Source organism: Ulvibacter litoralis (genome assembly GCF_900102055.1).
GTDB classification, from domain to species: domain Bacteria; phylum Bacteroidota; class Bacteroidia; order Flavobacteriales; family Flavobacteriaceae; genus Ulvibacter; species Ulvibacter litoralis.
The window spans coordinates 803,135-821,867 of record NZ_FNBA01000002.1 but is presented as its reverse complement, the minus strand read 5'-3'; the positions used below and the strand labels follow the sequence as shown (position 1 = coordinate 821,867).

At 35.7% G+C, this 18,733-nt stretch carries 17 protein-coding genes, 1 other RNA gene and 1 pseudogene; 12 read left to right on the top strand and 7 right to left on the bottom strand.

Annotated features, from left to right (window positions below; translation table 11 throughout):
- Positions 1-466 precede the first annotated feature (466 nt).
- From pyrR to BLQ00_RS09720, 8 genes are all read left to right on the top strand, one after another.
- Entirely contained in the window at positions 467-1,006 is a 540-nt protein-coding gene (gene pyrR, locus BLQ00_RS09755) for a bifunctional pyr operon transcriptional regulator/uracil phosphoribosyltransferase PyrR (protein ID WP_093143700.1), read from the top strand.
- A 73-nt stretch (positions 1,007-1,079) separates the two neighbouring features.
- Positions 1,080-2,018, top strand: a complete 939-nt coding sequence (locus BLQ00_RS09750) for an aspartate carbamoyltransferase catalytic subunit (protein WP_093143698.1) — start codon at positions 1,080-1,082, stop codon at positions 2,016-2,018.
- Positions 2,008-2,340 (top strand): ribonuclease Z, encoded by a 333-nt coding sequence (locus BLQ00_RS09745; RefSeq protein WP_093143696.1) that lies wholly within the window; start codon positions 2,008-2,010, stop codon positions 2,338-2,340. The genes BLQ00_RS09750 and BLQ00_RS09745 overlap by 11 nt, the downstream gene beginning before the upstream one ends.
- Before the next feature lie 51 nt (positions 2,341-2,391).
- Complete coding sequence (locus tag BLQ00_RS09740) at positions 2,392-3,297, top strand: ribonuclease Z (RefSeq protein ID WP_093143694.1); 906 nt, start codon at positions 2,392-2,394, stop codon at positions 3,295-3,297.
- A gap of 89 nt (positions 3,298-3,386) precedes the next feature.
- On the top strand, positions 3,387-4,031 hold the full coding sequence (pdxH, locus tag BLQ00_RS09735; RefSeq protein WP_093143692.1) for a pyridoxamine 5'-phosphate oxidase: 645 nt from the start codon (positions 3,387-3,389) through the stop codon (positions 4,029-4,031).
- Positions 4,032-4,044: 13 nt separating this feature from the next.
- Positions 4,045-4,530: a SixA phosphatase family protein gene (locus BLQ00_RS09730; RefSeq protein ID WP_093143690.1), complete on the top strand. Its 486-nt coding sequence runs from the start codon at positions 4,045-4,047 to the stop codon at positions 4,528-4,530.
- The gene (gene ppk1 / locus BLQ00_RS09725; protein WP_093143675.1) at positions 4,530-6,626 is read left to right on the top strand and encodes a polyphosphate kinase 1; all 2,097 of its coding nucleotides are present in this window, start codon (positions 4,530-4,532) and stop codon (positions 6,624-6,626) included. The genes BLQ00_RS09730 and ppk1 overlap by 1 nt, the downstream gene beginning before the upstream one ends.
- 1 nt (position 6,627) lies before the next feature.
- Positions 6,628-7,536 carry a Ppx/GppA phosphatase family protein gene (locus tag BLQ00_RS09720; RefSeq protein WP_093143673.1) on the top strand — a complete coding sequence of 303 codons (909 nt, stop codon included), beginning with the start codon at positions 6,628-6,630 and terminating at the stop codon, positions 7,534-7,536.
- 2 nt (positions 7,537-7,538) lie between these two features.
- Here the strand turns inward: BLQ00_RS09720 and BLQ00_RS09715 are convergent, their stop codons facing one another.
- The 4 genes and pseudogenes from BLQ00_RS09715 to BLQ00_RS09700 form a co-directional block, all read right to left on the bottom strand.
- The gene (locus tag BLQ00_RS09715) at positions 7,539-8,477 is read right to left on the bottom strand and encodes a sterol desaturase family protein (RefSeq protein ID WP_093143671.1); all 939 of its coding nucleotides are present in this window, start codon (positions 8,475-8,477) and stop codon (positions 7,539-7,541) included.
- Between the two features lie 119 nt (positions 8,478-8,596).
- On the bottom strand, positions 8,597-9,460 hold the full coding sequence (locus tag BLQ00_RS09710; RefSeq protein ID WP_093143669.1) for an RluA family pseudouridine synthase: 864 nt from the start codon (positions 9,458-9,460) through the stop codon (positions 8,597-8,599).
- A 2-nt stretch (positions 9,461-9,462) separates the two neighbouring features.
- A complete protein-coding gene (locus BLQ00_RS09705; RefSeq protein ID WP_093143653.1) occupies positions 9,463-10,044 on the bottom strand; it encodes a MiaE family protein in 582 nt (193 codons plus the stop codon).
- Positions 10,045-10,062: 18 nt separating this feature from the next.
- Positions 10,063-11,837 (bottom strand): annotated as a pseudogene (locus BLQ00_RS09700) (DNA polymerase III subunit gamma/tau).
- A gap of 95 nt (positions 11,838-11,932) precedes the next feature.
- Here BLQ00_RS09700 and rnpB point away from each other — a divergent pair.
- An RNA gene (gene rnpB / locus BLQ00_RS09695) (RNase P RNA component class A) lies at positions 11,933-12,257 on the top strand.
- Positions 12,258-12,639: 382 nt separating this feature from the next.
- Here the strand turns inward: rnpB and BLQ00_RS09690 are convergent.
- From BLQ00_RS09690 to BLQ00_RS09680, 3 genes are read right to left on the bottom strand one after another with little or no spacing between them, the layout of a single operon-like run.
- A complete protein-coding gene (locus tag BLQ00_RS09690; RefSeq protein ID WP_093143652.1) occupies positions 12,640-13,176 on the bottom strand; it encodes an RsmD family RNA methyltransferase in 537 nt (178 codons plus the stop codon).
- Positions 13,176-13,952, bottom strand: a complete 777-nt coding sequence (locus BLQ00_RS09685; RefSeq protein ID WP_175445435.1) for a DUF3822 family protein — start codon at positions 13,950-13,952, stop codon at positions 13,176-13,178. Before BLQ00_RS09685 ends, BLQ00_RS09690 begins: the two co-directional genes overlap by 1 nt.
- 25 nt (positions 13,953-13,977) lie before the next feature.
- Positions 13,978-14,640, bottom strand: coding sequence for a hypothetical protein (locus BLQ00_RS09680; RefSeq protein ID WP_093143650.1), 663 nt, complete (start codon positions 14,638-14,640; stop codon positions 13,978-13,980).
- Positions 14,641-14,765: 125 nt separating this feature from the next.
- Between BLQ00_RS09680 and BLQ00_RS09675 the strand changes: the two genes are divergently transcribed.
- From BLQ00_RS09675 to kdsB, 3 genes are all read left to right on the top strand, one after another.
- Positions 14,766-16,193, top strand: coding sequence for an ATP-dependent DNA helicase (locus BLQ00_RS09675; protein ID WP_093143649.1), 1,428 nt, complete (start codon positions 14,766-14,768; stop codon positions 16,191-16,193).
- A 2-nt stretch (positions 16,194-16,195) separates the two neighbouring features.
- Entirely contained in the window at positions 16,196-16,774 is a 579-nt protein-coding gene (locus tag BLQ00_RS09670; protein WP_093143648.1) for a DUF4126 domain-containing protein, read from the top strand.
- Positions 16,775-16,900: 126 nt separating this feature from the next.
- Positions 16,901-18,730 (top strand): 3-deoxy-manno-octulosonate cytidylyltransferase, encoded by a 1,830-nt coding sequence (kdsB, locus tag BLQ00_RS17920; protein ID WP_373287758.1) that lies wholly within the window; start codon positions 16,901-16,903, stop codon positions 18,728-18,730.
- The last annotated feature ends 3 nt before the right edge of the window (positions 18,731-18,733 follow it).

Genomic DNA, 18,733 nt, shown 5'->3' with positions numbered 1-18,733 from the left:
CATTTTCAAACTCCAGAAAATTAAAAGGATGCCGCTGCTATCCCTAACGCAAAATAATTCAAAACAACAATTTCAGTGTCATAACGTATTAGAGTTTATACTTTAATGGTCTATTGAAAGTTTGTCGTAAAATTTGAAGTGAAGACTCCGTGAAATTTTAAACTGTTTGAGCGCTCTAAATCTTTATATTAACGTTGAAAAGTTGTAGCGAGTTTTTAAAATTTAGAACGCAAGCGATATATGTAGACAAGGTTTCATCAGCCTAGATTTTTTTGGTTCGTTTTTTAGCAATGAAAAAAATGAACAATTCAAAATGAACCTCAAAGCCTACTGCTAAGCTCTAATCTTTCATAAATTCAGTCGTTATGTAGCGAAAACCAATTCAAAACAACAATTTCAGTATCGTAGTGCGGTTTTCAATAAAAACATTAAATTTGTATCCTGAACGTAATTCAGAAACTACGCTATGAGCCAAAAAGTGTTATTAAACGCAACCGAAGTACATATCGCACTTCAACGCTTGGCTTGTCAATTAATTGAAAATCACGATACCTTTAGTAATACCGTTTTAATTGGCATACAGCCGAGAGGAATTTATTTGGCCGAACGTCTAAAAACAATCCTCGAAACTGACTATAAGATTAAAGATGTGCCCTTAGGATATTTAGATATTACCTTTTATCGTGACGATTTCAGAAGGAGTGGAAAAACCTTAGAAGCGAATAAAACGAAGATCAATTGTGTTGTAGAAGATAAGAAGGTTGTTTTCATTGATGATGTTTTGTATACAGGACGTAGCATACGATCTGCTTTAACTGCAATTCAATCGTTTGGGCGCCCTTTAGAAATTGAACTACTTACATTAATAGATCGCCGTTTTAGCAGGCATTTGCCTATTCAGCCCGATTACCGTGGCAGACAAGTTGATGCTTTTGGTGAGGAAAAAGTGAAAGTATGTTGGGAAGAGAAAGATGGAGAAGATGCCGTTTATTTGGTGAATAATTAAGTATTAGTCTGAGCGTGTCGAAGACTTATGTCACACCTCGACAAACTCAGTGTGACAACAATAACAACAAGATATGAGTGAATTAAGTGTAAACCACTTACTGGGAATTAAATACATTACCGAAGCCGATATTCAACTTATTTTCGAAACGGCAGATCATTTTAAGGAAGTAATCAATCGTCCTATTAAAAAGGTTCCTTCACTTAGAGACATCACTATTGCCAATCTTTTTTTTGAAAACAGTACCAGAACTCGACTTTCTTTCGAACTGGCAGAAAAACGCCTCTCAGCAGATGTAATTAATTTCTCTGCAGCTTCTTCCTCCGTAAAAAAAGGGGAAACGCTTATTGATACCGTAAATAATATTCTAGCAATGAAAGTGGATATGGTGGTAATGCGTCATCCAAATCCAGGAGCTGGGGTATTTTTATCACAACATGTAGATGCGAGTATTATTAATGCTGGAGATGGAGCACATGAACATCCAACACAAGCGTTGCTAGATTGTTATTCTATTCGCGAACGACTAGGAGATGTAGCGGGAAAAAAAGTGGTTATTGTAGGTGATATTTTGCATTCTAGAGTGGCTTTGTCTAATATATTTGCACTTCAAAAGCTTGGAGCAGAGGTTAAGGTGTGCGGACCTAAAACATTGTTACCTAAATTTATAGCAGATATTGGAGTAGGAGTGGAAAGTGATTTACGTACTGCGTTAGAATGGTGCGATGTAGCAAATATGTTACGTGTACAAAACGAACGTATGGACATTAGCTATTTCCCAACCACACGAGAATATACCCAACAATTTGGAGTCACAAAAACCTTACTCGATTCTCTCAATAAAGAAATTGTAGTCATGCATCCAGGACCTATAAATCGTGGTGTAGAAATTACTAGTGATGTTGCCGATAGCAAACAGGCTATTATTTTGGATCAAGTTCAAAATGGAGTAGCGGTGCGTATGGCAGTTATCTATTTATTAGCATCAAAAATCAAGCACAATGAAAATTGATACTCACGATACGTACATCGTCTTAACCGACGAGCGTGACGATTTAGCTAATTTTGCTTCTTATTTAGAACGGATCATTCCTCAAAAATATGAAACATCTAATGTGGTGGTCGATTTGCTAAAATATCCTTTAGACTTGCCACAATTATTACTGTTTCTGAAACTTTCCAATTACCATCGCTCCACAAAACATTCGTTTGTCATTGTGAATAATACCATTTCCATAGACGACATTCCAGAAGAGATTATTGTGGTTCCAACGCTAGAAGAAGCCGGTGATATTGTAGAAATGGAAGAAATTGAACGTGATTTAGGATTTTAAACTAAGTCATAATTTGCTGCTTGTACAGTTTAAACCTCACACTAAAATGCTATGAAACTAACAATTCTTGGTTGTCATTCAGCGACCCCTCGTTGGGACGCGCATCCTACAGCTCAAGTATTGGAGGTGAAAGGACATTTGTTCTTAATAGATTGCGGCGAAGGTACACAAGTGCAATTACGCCGTTGCAAGGTAAAATTTGCCCGTATCAAGCATATTTTTATCTCCCATTTACATGGGGATCACTTTTTTGGTTTGATCGGACTTATTTCTACGTTCAGATTGCTAGGTCGTGATGCAGATTTGCACGTGTACGGGCCTAAAGGTATTAAGGAAGCGATAGTCCTTCAGTTGAAACTAGGGAAATCATGGACAAACTTCTCGTTGTTTTTTCACGAACTAGATAGTAAAGAACCGCAATTGTTGTTTGACGACGATAAAGTTTCCGTAACAACAATTCCTTTAAAACACCGTATTTACACCAATGGTTTTCTTTTTAGAGAGAAACCGAACGAACGTAAATTAGACATTAATGCGGTACGAGAAGCCAATGTTTCAATGACGTATTACAACAAGATTAAACAAGGACACGATGTGTTAAATGAAGCTGGAAGGCTCATTAAAAATGAAGCCGTTACTTTCAATCCAGAACCTTCAAAATCCTATGCGTTTTGTAGCGATACAATGTATGCCCCAGAGATTATTCCTCAGATTAAAAATGTAACACTTTTGTATCACGAAGCTACTTTTTTAGAAGAACATGCCCATTTGTGTGAATTAACAATGCATAGTACGGCAAAGCAGGCAGCCTCTATTGCTTCGGAAGCTTCTGTAAAAACCTTGTTATTAGGTCATTACTCAGGACGTTATGGGAATTATGAATTTTTCAGAAGGGAAGCCCAAACAGTTTTTGAAAATGTAGCGCTTGCCGAAGACGGAAAGTCGTTTGACATATAGTCAAATTCTTCTTAAAATTTTAATACACATTTAATAAGCAGCTATTTCTTACCTTATCCAAAACTCGTAACTTGCAATAAAGTTACCGCATGAAGGATAATCTACATCAATATCGAAAATCGTACGAAAAAGGAGCACTTTCCGAAGAAACTGTTTCCCAAAATCCGTTTCAACAATTTAGAACTTGGTATTATGAAACGAAGGAAGCTGGTGGTGTGGACGAGGTAAATGCAATGACGTTAACAACTATAGATTTGCAAGGTTTTCCGAAGGGGAGAGTGGTGTTGTTAAAAAAATACGATGAACTTGGCTTCTATTTTTACACCAATTACGACAGTGAAAAAGGAAAATCAATTGCTGAAAATAACAAGGTGTCACTTTCTTTTTTTTGGCCAAATATGGAACGTCAAATTATTATTAAAGGAGTTGCAACTCGTACTTCGGAAGCTGATTCGACAAATTACTTTCATTCGCGTCCCAAAGGAAGTCAGTTAGGAGCTGTAGTATCGCAACAAAGCAGTAAAATTGAAAATAGAACTGTTTTAGAAGAAAGGTTAAAACAGTTAGAGATAGAATACGAAAACAAAGAGGTTCCAAAACCAGAAAATTGGGGTGGGTATGTAGTTACACCCGTTTCGTTTGAATTTTGGCAAGGACGCCCTAATAGATTACACGACAGGTTGAAATATGAGTTGGAAGAATACGATTGGCGTATGACTCGTTTACAACCTTAAAAGTAAATTGCTTATGAAAACATTATACATGGTTAGGCATGCGAAATCGTCGTGGGAATACGATGTTATCGATCATCAACGCCCGTTAAAGGATAAAGGAAAAAATGATGCTATGGCAGTTTCCGAAGAAGTGAAAACGTCCATTATTCCACCTCAAAAAATGATTAGTAGTGATGCTGTTAGAGCACTAACAACTGCGCATTATTTTAAAGATGCACTAGAGATTAGTGATGCTGATTTTAGCACCAATCACGATTTGTACGATTTTAGTGGTCAAAATGTAATGCGTATTATAAAAGGTTTAGACAATTCGTTAGATCGTGTGATGTTATTTGGCCATAACCACGCGTTTACTTCTATAGCAAATATGCTTGGGAGTATTCCGATTGAAAATGTGCCTACGTGTGGCTTTTTTATGATTGAATTTGACACCGATACTTGGAGTGAAATTAAGACAGGTAAAACAGTACGAACTATATTCCCAAGAGACGTAAAGTAATGACAGAAAAAGTTGAACAAGAAAATGGCATTCATAACCAATATCGAAATAGAGAGTTAAGTTGGTTACAGTTTAATGCACGTGTTTTACAAGAAGCAGAAGATGCTTCTATTCCGTTAATTGAGCGGTTGCGATTTATAGGTATTTTCTCAAATAATCTAGACGAATTTTTTAAAGTACGGTATGCAACTTTAAAGCGTATTGTGGAAGCTGGAAAAGGTGGTAGAAGCTTTTTGGGAGGAATTTCTGCAAAAGAATTAATGGAAGAAATTACCCAAACGGTAATCAATCAGCAAAAAAATAGTCTTCGAATCTTAAAAGAGATTAGTAAAGAACTTAAAAAAGAAAATATTTTCATCATTGATGAAACTGAAGTAACAGAAGAGCAGAGTAAGTTTATTACCGATTACTTTACCCGTAAGGTGAGTCCTGCGATGGTTACAATAATGATTGGAGAATTAGAGAAGTTCCCAACATTAAAAGACAGTGCAGCTTATTTAGCGGTTAAGATGGTGATGTCTAAAGAGGACGAAACCTTTGAAACAAAGTACAACTATGCCCTTATTGAAATTCCTAAATCTGTAGATCGTTTTGTGGTGCTTCCACAAGAAGGTGATAAACAATACATTATTATTTTAGATGACTTGATTCGGTATTGTTTAAATAACCTCTTCAGTATTTTTAAGTACGAAAGTATTACGGCGCACATGATTAAGATTACTAGAGATGCCGAACTCGATATTGATAGTGATTTGAGTAAGAGTTTTATTGATAAAATCTCAAAGAGTGTAAAGGATAGAAGTAATGGAGATCCTGTACGATTTGTGTATGATAAAAAGATAGAAGCTAGCACGCTTAAATTTTTATTAGACAAAATGGGAATTGATAAAACGGATAGTCTTATTCCGGGAGGTAGGTATCACAACCGTCGTGATTATATGGACTTTCCGAGTATGGGACGACCAGATTTGTTATATATTCCCAAAACGCCAGTGCCTATACCAGGCTTGAGTTTACAAGGAAGTTTGTTGGATAAAATTGCTGAAAAAGATTATTTATTACATGCACCGTATCAAACATTTTCATACGTAATTAAGTTTTTACGTGAAGCGGCGTTAGATCCGAAAGTGAAAACGATAAAAATTACAATCTATCGTTTGGCAAAGGTGTCGCATATTGCTAGTTCTTTAATCAATGCTGTTAAAAACGGAAAAGAAGTTACGGTACAAATTGAATTGCAAGCTCGTTTTGATGAAGAAGCAAACATTAGCTATGCCGAGCAGATGCAGCGGGAAGGAGTGAATTTGATTTTTGGTGTTTCAGGATTAAAAGTACATTGTAAAACCTGTGTTATTGAACGTTTGGAGAATAAAAAAATCAAACGATATGCACTTGTAAGCACCGGAAATTTTAATGAATCTACGGCACGTATTTATACCGATTATACGCTCTTTACTTCCAATCAGAAAATTTGCAAAGAGATCAATAAAGTGTTCGATTTCTTTGAGGTAAACTACAAAATAAAAAAATACAATCATTTAATTGTCTCTCCACATTATACACGTAATGCACTTTCAACATTAATTGAGACTGAAATTGAGAATCATAAAAAAGGCCTTCCTAGCGGAATTCGTTTAAAATTAAATAGTTTATCCGATTTTAAAATGATCGATAAATTATATGCGGCGAGTAGAGCTGGGGTTCAAATTAGATTGATTGTGAGGGGAATATGTTGTTTAATCCCTGGAGTTAAAGGAATGAGTGAAAATATTGAGGTGATAAGTATTATCGGAAAGTTTTTAGAACACCCTCGATTGTATATATTTGATAATGCTGGTAATGAAAAAGTCTATATTTCTTCCGCCGATTTTATGGGGAGAAACTTAGACAATAGAGTAGAAATATCATGTCCTATTTACGATCCAGAAATTAAGAAAGAAATTTTAGAAACGTTCGAGATTGGCTGGAGTGATAATGTAAAAGCGAGAGAGATTACTAGTAAAAATGATAATGCGTATCGTAGAAACAACAATCCGAAAGTTCGATCGCAGTTTAAGATGTATGATTATTATTTAGATAAAATTCAAAAAAGTTAATTTGTTACACATTGAAAAATATGGTGCAGTAGATATTGGCTCTAACGCGATACGATTACTCGTAGCTACTGTTATTGAAGAAGAAGGTAAAAACACATTGTTTAAAAAAACATCACTTGTTCGTGTGCCTATTCGTTTGGGCGCCGATGTATTTTTGAAGGGAGAAATTTCTGAACGAAATACCAATAGAATGATTGACGCTATGAATGCTTTTAGTTTGTTAATGAGTGTTCATAATATTAAACGCTACAAAGCGTGTGCAACTTCTGCCATGCGTGAAGCTTCTAATGGCGCTGAAATTGCTGAAATCATTAGAAAGAAAAGTGGTATAAAAATCAATATTATCGACGGTGAAGATGAAGCCACTATAATTGCTTCTACAGATTTAAAATCGTTAATTCAAAACGATAAAGTATTTCTATATGTTGATGTAGGTGGAGGAAGTACCGAACTTACTGTTTTTGCAAATGGTCATAAAGTAGCGTCTCATTCATTTAAAATTGGAACTGTACGACTTATTAACGACATGGTTGAAGATACTATGTGGCAACAAATGGAAGATTGGATTAAACTAAATACCAAACCATTTAAGAAGGTATCTGTTATAGGTTCTGGAGGAAATATAAACAGTATTTTTAAAAATAGCGGTAAAAAATCGGGAATGCCATTGAGTTATTTCTATTTGGTTTCCTTTTACGAATTAATTAAATCGTATTCACAAGAAGAACGTATTACAGAAATGGATATGAATCCAGATCGTGCTGATGTAATTGTACCAGCTACTAGAATTTACTTGTCAGCCATGAAATGGAGTGGTGCCAAGAATATCTATGTCCCAAAAATCGGTCTTTCCGATGGTATTATTAAGAGTCTCTATAATGAGAAGTTAGCAGAACAGCTTCAAGCATAGCTTTAGGCTATTTCAGTCGCTAATTGCTCTTCTTTTATCTTTTGACGCATCTGTTTAATAGTGAGAGAACTTCCGTCATGACTCCATCCTGGAGGTCCAAAAGCATACATGAACTTATGTCTCCAGTTTTTAGACTTTTTCATATCTCTCCAAATATCTTTGTATTCGTGCGTTAAAATCACCCAAATATTATACGAATTTGGTGGGTGCGATACACCGTATTCAATATCAATGTCTTCATCTAATTCTTTCCAAGTACCGAATATTTTATCAAAGATATTTAGAAATCCGCCATGGTTTTTATCCATGTACTCTAGATTTCGTGCGTGATGCACTTGGTGCATGGTGTGGGTATTAAACACTTTTTCGATGATTCCCATCTTCGGAATAAATACAGTGTGTAACTGGAATTGCCAAAGTGCTTCAATTCCTAAACAAACAACGAGCATTTCTGGTGGAAAACCAATCGCACAAATCCAAACATAAAAAAAGGGTTTGTATAAAATTGTGAACCAACCATTTCTAACTGCTGTTCCTAAATTGAAATTATCGGAAGAGTGATGAACGATATGAGCAGCCCAAAAGAAACGAACCATATGGTTTTGTCTGTGAAACCAATAATAACTAAAATCATCTAACAACTGGCAAATTATCCATACGTACCAAGCATATCCAAACGATTCCCATCCCATAATATTCATGCGAACTCCATCCACTTCTGGATTGAATATTTCATACACAAAATTGAATATAATAATAGCAGAAACAGTCTTCAAGAGTGGAGCTAAAATGGCAGAACCAACACCGAGTGAAAGACTAGAAGTTAGGTCTTTCCAGTTGTACAGCTCTTTGTGATCGTGCGTTTTACTATAAGTAAGTTCCAATAAAATGAAAGCTATAAAACAAGGAGCTCCATATACCAATGGGTTCGTAAAATCCATAAAATTTTTTAAATTAAATACAACAATGATCTTTCAAAGTTGGAAAGGCCACAATATAGTTAATTATAAAGGGCTATGCAATGGTGGTTTTTTTATTTCAGAAATAAAGAGTGGTTTCCTTATTTCTGAAATAATTTCTGAAATTTTTTATGTAAACCGATAGAAATTGTCACTTCTTCTGAAGTAATCGGGTGTGTAAACTGAAGTGAAGTAGCCTGAAGATACAGCCCTCGACCTTTTAGTTCCTGTTCTTTGAGATTGTAGGTTGCATCACCAAGGATCGGACTTCCAAGAGATGCTACATGAATACGAAGTTGATGTCTCCGGCCCGTTGAAGGATATAGCGCAACGAGGTTTAATAGGGTATCATTAGCCAAAGTTTTTGTGTCAAGGACTTTGTAACGGGTGTGCGATGCTTTATCGGCAATCGGAGTTTCAATAGTTCCTTCTTTAGGTAATGCTCCTGTAGTTATCGCGTGATATATTTTTGAAATTTGCTTCTCTTCAAATAGTTTGTTTAATGCTACTAGAGCAGTATTCGTTTTCGCAATTAACAGTAAGCCACTTGTCGGGAAATCCAATCGATGTACAGGTTTTGGATGTGATAGTGCATCAACTTCGTTACTTTTTGAAAGATTGGAAGGCAATGCATTCACGATAGTTTTGTGTTTATTGCCACTGACTAAGATTCCTGCGGGTTTATTAATAATGGCTAGATGCTCATCCTCATAGCAAACTTCCAATGGAAATACTAAATTAGAAGCTTTTAAAGGGGTTTCTGCTTCGAAAAGGCAGATGGTTTCTCCTCCTTTTATATAAGTGGCGGTAGTCGCAGGAACAGTATCAATTGTAATTACTTGCTTCTTAATTAACTTCTTTAGACCGCTTTTCGTGGTGACGGAAGTAAATATTGAAATTCCGTATTCTTGAAATCGCACGGGAGCTTCTTGATTCGGAACCGTATGCGTTTCTTTTAAAATCATTTTTATCCGTGTATAGTTTCGCTGGTTCCAAGGTTTTTCATTACTTCTGCTTCAAAAGCGAGTAATTCGTCCCATTTGGCATCCACTTCTTTTCGTTCTCCATATTGTCGTGCAAAGCCTAAAAACATAGTGTAGTGATTAGCCTCACTCACCATCAAGTTTCGGTAAAATTCGGCCAAAGTTTTGTCTTCCAATTCTTCACTTAATAAACGGAAACGTTCGCAACTCCGTGCTTCAATTAAAGCAGCGTACAACAATCGATGTACCAATTGCATGGTTCTACTTCCGCCTTTAGGAAAAAACTTCACGATTTGTAACACATACTCGTCTTTACGGTCGCGTCCCATCGTCCATCCGCGCTCTATAATTTTATCATGCACCATTTTAAAATGACTGATTTCTTCTTTTACCAAGGCAACCATTTCTTGTACTAGTTCGGTGTATTCTGGGAAGCTTACAATAAGTGAAATGGCAGTAGAAGCAGCTTTTTGCTCGCAATACGCGTGATCGGTTAAGATTTCTTCAATATTTTTTTCCACAATATTGACCCAACGCGGATCAGTGGGTAATTTTAAACCTAGCATAGTGTTGTTATGATATAATTAAATGTCCAAATCGAATTCTTTCCGAAGGGTATCGATTAAAGGATTTTTCTCTTTTAGTTTGTCAAATTTTTCACGAGCCGTGTATGCATAGCGTTTTACAGCAGTTTCATTCACTTCTATAGAAAGACTAACATCGTAATTTTCAAGTTTTTCTCGTAAATAATTTAGCAAGTCAAATTTAGCGCGTTCTACTTCAACTTTTATCGTGTGATTCGGAAACTCTAAATGGATAATGGTTCCTTCCAATCTTGGAACGCCCATAGAGAGGTGCGACAATAAATTGAACTTTCCGTCCTCTTCCACAATTTTTGTGTATTCATTCCACGCAACAATCATCGCTTCTTCTGTGAAATCTTTGGTAGGTAGATTTTCGACAGCGGGTTTTATCGCTTCTTGTTCTTGCTTTAGTTGGTGTTTTTTCTGAATACTTTTTAATGATAAAGCCGATACTTTTTTAGCAGACCGTTCGGCTAATATTTGCGGACGTTCAATTACAATTTTCGGCTTTTCTTCGGAAGCTTCCGTAGGAACGGGAACTGAAGAAGTCTCAGTGTTTGCAACAGGATTAGATGCTGCAGAAGTTTCTTTGTTCGGTGTTAATACGTTACTTTCCGAAGCAGAAATTGTTTCAGAAACAGGTTCTGAAGCTATTAATTTTTCAATGGCTTTAAAATGGGAAGGCGGTATTACGAACCGACTAGACTTTTTTTTTCAATCTTAACCGTGAGAGAAGCGAGTTGTAACAGGCACAATTCTACTAACAATCGTTGATTTCGACTGCTTTTGTATTTTAAATCGCACTCATTGGCCAAGCCAATCGCTTCAATTAAAAACGCATGACTTGTTTTTTGTGACTGTTCAAAATACATGGTCTTGATTTGCTCACCAACTTCTAACAATGCTATTGTCTCTTGGTTTTTGCAGACTAATAAATCTCTAAAATGAGACGCAATTCCCATTACAAAATGATGTGCGTCAAATCCTTTGGCTAAAATGGTATTAAAAGCCACCAATACCTTCGGAATGTCGTTTTGAAGTAACAAATCGGTAACTTCGAAGTAATAAGTATAGTCTAAAACGTTAAGGTTTTCGGTTACAGCTTCGCGAGTTAGTGTTTTTCCTGAAAAACTTACAACGCGATCAAATATAGAAAGCGCATCACGTAAGGCGCCATCTGCTTTTTGAGCAATTACATGTAATGCATCATCTTCAGCTTCAATTCCTTCAGAAATTGCTACTTCAGCAAGGTGACCTTTGATATCTGTTACGGTAATTCGTTTAAAATCGAATATTTGACAACGCGATAAGATAGTTGGTATAATTTTATGCTTTTCGGTAGTTGCTAAAATAAAAATAGCGTGCTTTGGTGGCTCTTCTAATGTTTTCAGAAAAGCATTAAAAGCGGCAGAAGAAAGCATGTGTACCTCGTCAATAATATAGACTTTGTAGGTTCCAACTTGTGGTGGGATACGAACTTGATCTATTAAATTTCGAATATCATCTACCGAGTTGTTAGAAGCGGCATCTAATTCAAAAATATTAAAGGCAAAATCTTCGTCTTCTTTCTGCGTACCATCTTGGTTAATCTTTTTGGCTAGAATACGAGCGCAGGTTGTTTTTCCCACTCCACGAGGACCGGTAAACAATAACGCTTGTGCCAGATGGTTGTTTTCTATGGCATTTTGCAATGTATTGGTAATAGATTGCTGTCCCACCACGTCTTTAAACTGGGTAGGTCTGTACTTTCGAGCTGATACAATAAAATGTTCCATAGATTATCAACAAATATAAAGATGTACAGTTAGTTTTTAAAAAATAGACCTTGGTATTTTACGGTATTTATTAACATTGGTTTACTTTTGCGCGAGAAGCAGGCCGCCTTATCGTTTCTGCATTAGCAGAAGAGGAAAGTCCGGGCACCATAGGGAAGCATAGCGGCTAACGGCCGTCGCTCTTTTTAGCTTCGGTTAAAGAGGGTAGGACAAGTGCAGCAGAAAGTATGTACAGGTAATGCTGTAGTGAAACCAGGTAAACTCTATGCGGTGAAATGTCACGTAAACCTACGTTTAAGGGTTCCCGCCCGTTGTAGGAGGGTAGGCAGATTGAGTGTATTGGTAACAATACATCTAGATAAATGATAAGGACTTGAATTTATTTGAGTACAGAACCCGGCTTATAGGCCTGCTTTTTTTTATATTGTTCTACCAGTTTTTCAGCCCAGGTTTTACAATCTTCAATATTATAAAAGGATTCAAATTTCCCTTTAAAAAAGTTTTTTTCAAAGACAGATATATTATAAGATGCATCTGTGTAACAAATTACTCCAATTCCTAATAAGGTAGGGAAGTATTCTTCTTGGTATAAATTGTGTTTTATGGTGTAATCGAATCTTCTATCGGCAATAGAGACAAAGGGTTTGTCTGTGTAATAGGTTTCAAATAATTGGTAGAATTTTTCTAAGTGTTTCTTTTCAAAGACAATACCTTCTTTAATTTGAGAAATAAGAAAGTGCTCGTGAATTTCGATATAGGTAAAATCTAAATCAATTATTTCAATAGGGGAGGGTTTCATAAATTAATTTTCAAAAAAACTAAATACCGAACCACCATATCTTCGTGCTTCAGTAAAGTTTGAAACTGTTGATAAGTCATTGTGTTTGGTGTGTTCAATAATAATCATTCCGTCTTCTTTCACGAAATTTTTATCAAAAAGAGTTTGCACCAATATATCTAATTGGGCAATCGTAAAATCGTAGGGTGGATCGGCAAAAATCACATCAAAAGATCCAGATCCTGATGAAGCATATTTAAAAACGTCAGATTTTATGGTTTGAATAGGAAAAGACAATTCCTCTGCTGTTTTCTGAATGAATTTTACACATCCAAAATCGGCATCTACACAAGTAATTGTTTCTGTTCCTCTAGAAGCAAATTCGTAGCTAATGTTTCCAGTACCTGCGAATAAGTCTAACATGGAAATCTCATGAAAATCTACGCGGTGATTTAATATATTAAAAAGGGCTTCTTTTGCAAAATCGGTAGTGGGTCTTACAGGAAGTGATTTTGGTGCTACAAGACGTTTTCCTTTATATATTCCTGAAATAATTCGCATTAGAGTGCATTTTTAATGATAAACTTCTTGTGTGTTGTTTGCGATGCGCCATCTATGACTAGGTCACTTTCAGTTTTCAAAAAAGAAATGTTTCTAATATAAGTGTACAGCATCTTATAATTTGCGTCGTTTTCGTCTATTTCGCCACAAATAAATACGGAAAGTGAATCTGGGTTTAATTTAAGTTGTTCGAGACAGAATAGGGTGTAATAGATAAAATCTTCAGGCGTTTTGTACGAATACGTATTGCACAATTGAAGGGCTCCATTTTTTATACTAATACAGTCAAATTGATCCTCTTGAACGTGCATATAAAATTTGGATACAATAGAATATTTTTCAGCACTTAATATCTTTTTTAGAAAAATAGAGGTGCCATGAAAGTATTGAAAACTACCAAACCTATCAAAAAAGTAATTATTGATGTTTACAAAAGGAATATACACCACGACAAGGTCTTGTGTTTCTACCGTATCGAATGCAATAAAGTCGTTGGCGAGTATTTTTGAATTAAATTTTAAATACTCACTAGCCTTAGATTCATCAAATAAACTAGCAGGAACTGTTGTGTAAATGGTATTGGTATAGATGAGTGTAACCTCTGTAAATGGTAATTGAAGTGCATCTGTTTCTGAAAGAATAGTGTCAATTTCAAGTTCTATTTCTTCAGGAGATCGAGTGCCATCAAATTTATTTTCAGTAAAAAAGTGCGTTTCGTTTGAATCGGTATTTTTCACTAAAAAAGAAAGTCCGGTCAAAGAAATTTGAACGGACAATCTGTACTCTATATTTTGTGCTATGTTATTGTTCAGATGCAGAATCGTATATTTTTGGCCAGTTACCAGTTGTATTAACTTGATTCATTGATCCTACTCTAATATCAGGTCCATTTACACCTTCAACAGAAACAACTTGTTTTTCTTGTTGTAATAGGTCTTTGTCCATTCCTTTAAGAATAACATCTTTAGCTACTTTAGCTTCGAAAACAGAATATTTAGTTCCACTTTTCTCAATAGTTCCAGCTTTTAATTCAAATTTAGCATCAACTCCTTCAATTGGAACATTCATCATTGTTTTGTAACGATTTGTTTTTCCGTAAAGTGAATCTTTAACAGGAGTAAAACCTAACGTGTCTATTACAACTGCTTCAATAAAATATCCTTCCGTAAGATTGTATGCTTTGTTTTTTTCAACATCTGCATAACTAGTATCACGTCTTTCGATGTTAGCAAATTGCGCAGTATCAATAAAACGAACTAAGCTATCAAAACTTCCAGTAAATTTACCAGTAATCTCTTTGTGTGCTAATTGAGCCGCTTGAATATCTTTTAAATTTTTAATTACTTTGGTGTATCGAGCTTCTTTAACTTTATTAAACTCAACAGGTCCGATTACAGACGAATAAAGCTTCCATCCTAAGAAGATAATGACTAGCCAAAGAAGTAATTGAATTATTAATTTCATTATACGATAATTTAAGTGTTTTAAATTCTAAAAGGTCTATCGCAAATCTACAATTTTTTTTTGTTCGTAAAAGTATATTCTGAAAAAATCATACCTATCTTTAACCCTTATATTACCTTTGATGCATGAATGTTTCTGAATTTTACGGCCTTTTAAAAACCGATTTCCCTCATAATACGACAATTAAACAAGATATTGCTTTACAATTATTAGCAAAATTTGTGCTTTCTGAAGCGAAAAATGAAGTGTTTTTGTTAAAAGGATACGCAGGTACAGGAAAAACAACCACTATTGGTACTTTGGTTAAAAACTTGTGGAAAGTACGCAAAAGTCCTGTGTTATTGGCACCTACGGGTCGAGCAGCCAAAGTAATTAGCAATTACTCCCAAAAAGAAGCTTTTACCATTCATAAGAAAATTTACTACCCAAAAAGCGAAAAAGGTGGTGGAGTCTCCTTCACTTTGCAAACTAATAAGCACCGAAATACTATTTTTATTGTAGATGAAGCTTCTATGATTCCAGATATTAATCAGGATTCTAAATTGTTTGAAAACGGTTCTCTTCTCGACGATTTAATGCAATATGTATATAGTGGACATAATTGTAAATTACTATTAATAGGAGATACCGCTCAATTACCGCCTGTGAAGCTGGATATAAGTCCTGCGTTGGAGCGAAAGACTCTCGAAAATTATTACAACAAAGAAGTTATCGAACTCGAATTAGATGATGTTGTTCGTCAGCAAACCGATAGCGGAATTTTAGTGAATGCCACACGATTAAGAGAACGCTTAGACGATGGCTTTTTTGATGACTTTAAATTTACCGATCTAAATTACCCTGATGTGATCCGTCCTGCCGACGGACAAGAAATTATGGATGCTATAAGTGATAGTTATTCAGCTCTTGGAAACGAAGAGACTGTGATTATTGTGCGCTCAAACAAACGTGCCAATTTATACAACCAAAGTATTAGAAACCGAATCTTGTTTCAAGAAGAAGAACTTTCCGCAGGAGATTACTTGATGGTAGTGAAGAATAATTATTTCTGGGTGAAAACCGAAAGTGAAGCTGGTTTTATTGCAAATGGAGATATCGTTCAAGTCATCGAAATTTTAGCTTTTAGAGAGTTGTACGGCTTTAAGTTTGCTGAAGTAATGGTTAAAATGGTCGATTATCCTAAAATGAAACCGTTTGAAACTGTTTTATTGTTAGATACACTTACTTCGGAAACTCCCTCGTTGCCTTACGAAGAGTCCAATAAATTATACCAAGCCGTGTTAGAAGATTATGCTTCTGAAACTTCTAAATACAAAAAGTTTTTAGCCGTTAAGAAGAATAAATACTTTAACGCATTGCAAGTTAAATTCTCCTACGCTATCACCTGTCATAAATCGCAAGGGGGACAATGGAACACCGTTTTTGTAGAACAACCGTTTTTACCAAACGGTATCGATAGAGACTATCTACGTTGGTTGTACACAGCGATCACTCGTGCAAAAGAAAAATTGTACTTAATAGGGTTTAAAAATGACTTTTTTGTAGATTCGTAAGAATGGATTCAATAGAAATACTTTTTAGTGTCTTTTTAGGGGTTGGACTTGCAGCTGCAGCAGGCTTTCGTGTTTTTTTACCCCTTTTGGTATTAAGTCTCGCAGGCTTCTACGATGTAATTCCTTTAAACGAAAGCTGGGAGTGGGCAGGAAGTCTTACCGCAGTAATTACATTAGGGGTTGCAACTCTTGTAGAAATATTTGGCTATTTCATTCCGTGGTTCGATAATGCACTAGATACCATAGCAGTACCTTTAGCGGCTGTTGCCGGAACAGCGGTAATGATGGCTACGGTAAGTGATTTGAGTCCTTTAGTGACGTGGGCATTAGCTATTATTGCAGGGGGCGGAACCGCAGCTGCGATTAAAGGAAATGTTTCAGCCGTTCGATTGACATCTTCAGCTACTACTGGCGGACTTGCAAATCCTGTAGTTTCTACTGTAGAAACGGGGACTTCTACGGTAATGTCCTTACTGTCAGTGTTTATAGCGCCACTTGCGTTTGTGTTGGTTTTAGTCATTTTCTTCGGAATCTATAAATTTTATAAAAAGCTTCAGAAAAAAGGTTCTTCAAGTACATAATCTTACTATTTTTGAAACCATTGTAACCAAATTAAATTTCTTCGGAAGCTTTACCTTCAGAAAGTAACAAGAGTGAAGCAACCTTATAGAAGGATGTACATCTAATTAATGAATTTCTAACCTCATATGAAAATAATAGCAATGATTCCTGCGCGTTACGGCGCCTCTCGTTTTCCTGGTAAATTAATGCAAGATCTTGGCGGAAAGCCTGTAATTGTGCGCACCTACGAAGCTGCCAAAGAAACTGAGTTGTTTGACGAAGTGTATGTGGTAACAGATAGTGATGTTATTTTTCAGGAAATTGAAATGAATGGTGGAAAAGCAATCATGAGCAAGAAAGAACATGACTGCGGAAGCGATCGTATCGCCGAAGCTGTTGAGTTTATGGATGTGGATATTGTGGTAAATGTACAAGGCGATGAGCCTTTTACAAGCAAAGAAGGTTTAGAGCAAGTATTACGTGTTTTTGATGGACCTGATGCCGAAAAAATAGATTTGGCTTCCTTAATGACCGAGATACACGACTGGAAAGAAATTAGTGATCCTAATTGCGTAAAAGTAATTGTAGATAAAGAAAGTTTCGCACTCTATTTCTCACGCTCACCAATTCCATACCCTAGAGATAAAAATGCTGCCATGCAGTATTACAAACACAAAGGAATTTATGCATTCCGTAAACAAGCAATCTTAGATTTTTACAGACTTCCAATGCGCTCATTAGAAGCTGTAGAAAAAATTGAATGTATTCGGTATTTAGAATATGGTAAAAACATTAAAATGGCTATATCAAACACGCAAGGAATTGAAATTGATACTCCAGAAGATTTAGTGAGAGCTAATAAAGTATTAAAAGAAAGTAAAAAAGAAACTGTCAATAATAAGTATCGCAATTTTCCGATGGTTCCAAAAGTTGTTTTTGGACAAGGATGTTTCGATCAGTTGTCTTCAATTCTAGCACCACAACGAAAGGACAAAGCACCTTTTATTTTTCTAGTAGATAAAGTTTTCAAAAAAGAACAAGCATTAATAGATCGTATCAACCTTCGATTTAATGATAAACTGATTTTTGTTTCTTCGGAAGAAGAGCCTAAAACCACACAAGTAGATCAGATCGTAAAAGACATTAAAGCAGAATTCACCTTTAAGCCTTCAGGAATTATCGGTATTGGAGGAGGAACTATTTTAGATTTGGCAAAAGCTGTTTCTATTATGCTTACCAATAAAGGTAGCGCTGCAGATTACCAAGGTTGGGATCTAGTGAAAACCAAAGCGGTATATCACGTTGGTGTTCCAACAATTTCGGGTACAGGAGCGGAAGTTTCTAGAACGACCGTACTTACAGGACCTGTTAAAAAACTGGGTATTAATAGTGATTTTACACCTTTTGATCAAGTTATTTTAGATCCAGACTTAACAGTAGGGGTTCCTAAAAATCAATGGTTTTACACAGGAATGGATTGTTTTATTCATTGTGTCGAATCGTTAAATGGAACTTTCTTAAATGCATTTAGTCAGAGTTATGGCGAAAAAGCATACGATTTGTGTATGGAGATTTTTGTAGGTGAAGAATTATCTGAGGAAGAATCTAGAGGAAAATTAATGATGGCTTCATGGCACGGCGGAATGAGTATTGCATACTCTCAAGTCGGTGTTGCGCACGCTATGAGCTACGGACTTTCTTACGTACTTGGTACCAAACACGGAATAGGAAACTGTATTGTATTTGATCATTTAGAAGAATTTTATCCAAAAGATGTTATTCTTTTCAAGAAAATGGTAAAAAAGCATCAGGTAGAAATCCCTAAAAATTTATGTAGTAACCTTTCCGAAGAACAATTAGAAACAATGATCGATATAGCATTGAGTCTTGTGCCACTTTGGGAAAATGCATTAGGTGATAACTGGGAAACAATAATGACTCGTGAAAAGCTGAAAGCATTATATTTAAAAATGTAGTAC